This window comes from Ideonella sp. P3_A4 (assembly GCF_056403075.1).
Map to the genome: position 1 here is coordinate 1 of NZ_JBFUGE010000976.1, position 1613 is coordinate 1613.

The 1613-nt window shown below is 65.0% G+C and carries 2 protein-coding genes; both read left to right on the forward strand.

Annotation, left to right across the window (positions count from 1 at the left end; translation table 11 throughout):
• The coding region (locus AC1DYI_RS35020; RefSeq protein ID WP_477208701.1) for an acetylornithine/succinylornithine family transaminase at positions 1–1114 on the forward strand (1114 nt) is incomplete at its 5' end.
• Positions 1111–1613, forward strand: a 503-nt coding sequence (locus tag AC1DYI_RS35025; RefSeq protein WP_477208702.1) for a Rossmann-fold NAD(P)-binding domain-containing protein, incomplete at its 3' end; no start/stop codon positions are given. The genes AC1DYI_RS35020 and AC1DYI_RS35025, both read left to right, overlap by 4 nt.

Below are 1613 nucleotides of genomic sequence, written 5' to 3' on the forward strand. Positions count from 1 at the left end.
CACCAACGGCAAGCAGTACCTGGACGGCCTGGGCGGCATCGCCGTCAACACGCTGGGCCATGCGCACCCGAAGCTGGTGCCTGCGCTGCAGGACCAAGCCACCAAGCTGATCCACTGCTCGAACTACTACGAGAACCCGCTGCAAGAGCGCCTGGCCGCCAAGCTGTGCGAGTTGTCGGGCCTGAGCGCTGCGTTCTTCTGTTCAACCGGGCTCGAGGCCAACGAAGGCGCACTGAAGATCGCGCGCAAGTTCGGCCACGACAAAGGCATCGATAAACCCGAGGTGATCGTTTTCGAGAAGGCCTTCCATGGCCGCTCGATCGCCACTTTGTCGGCCACTGGCAACCCCAAGGTGCAGGCCGGTTTCGAGCCGCTGGTCGAAGGCTTCGTGCGCGTACCGCTGAACGACATCGACACCGTGCGCCAGATCGCCGACAGCAACCCGAACGTGGTCGCGGTGTTCCTCGAAACCATCCAGGGCGAAGGCGGCATCCATGCGGCGCGCTGGGACTACCTGCGCGCACTGCGCACGCTGTGCGATGAACGCGGCTGGCTGCTGATGCTCGATGAGGTGCAGTGCGGCGTCGGGCGCACCGGCAAGTGGTTCGCCCATCAATGGGCCGACATCGTGCCGGACGTCATGCCGCTGGCCAAGGGCCTGGGCTCGGGCGTGCCGGTGGGCGCGATCGTCGTCGGCGAAAAGGCCAAGAACGTGCTCGGCCCCGGCAACCACGGCACCACCTTTGGCGGCAACCCGCTGTCGATGCGCGCCGGCATCGAGACGATCGAGATCATGATCGCCGACGGGCTGCTCGACAACGCAGCCAAGGTCGGCGCGCACCTGAAGGCAGCGCTGGAGCGCGAGTTCGCCGGCTTGCTCGGCGTGAAGGAAGTGCGTGGCGCCGGCCTGATGCTCGGCATCGAGCTCGACCGCCCCTGCGGCGTGATCCTGACCCGCGCGATGGAGGCCGGGCTGCTGTTGTCGGTCACCGCCGACAGCGTGATCCGCCTGGTGCCGCCGCTGATCCTGACCACCGCCGAGGCGGACGAGATCGTTGCGCTGCTGGCCCCGTTGGTCAAAACATTCCTCGCTGAACTGGCCTCTGCGCCATGAAACCGGGCTACAGCCTCATGAAGCACTATCTGCAGTTCAAGGACTTTCGGGCCGAGGAATACGCCTACCTGTTCGAGCGCGCGCGCGTCATCAAGCAGCGTTTCAAGAACTACGAGAAGTACCAGCCGCTGGTCGACCGCACGCTGGCGATGATCTTCGAGAAGGCCTCGACCCGCACCCGCGTCAGCTTCGAAGCCGGCATGTACCAGATGGGCGGCTCGGTCGTGCACCTGACCACCGGCGACAGCCAGCTCGGCCGCGCCGAGCCGATCGAGGACTCGGCACGCGTGATCAGCCGCATGGTCGACATCGTGATGATCCGCACTTTCGAGCAGACCAAGATCGAACGTTTTGCCGCGCATTCGCGGGTGCCGGTGATCAACGGACTGACCAACGAATACCACCCCTGCCAGATCCTGGCCGACCTGTTCACCTACCTCGAACAGCGCGCACCGATCAACGCCCAGGGCTACGACATGGAGAGCCTGAAAGGCAAGGT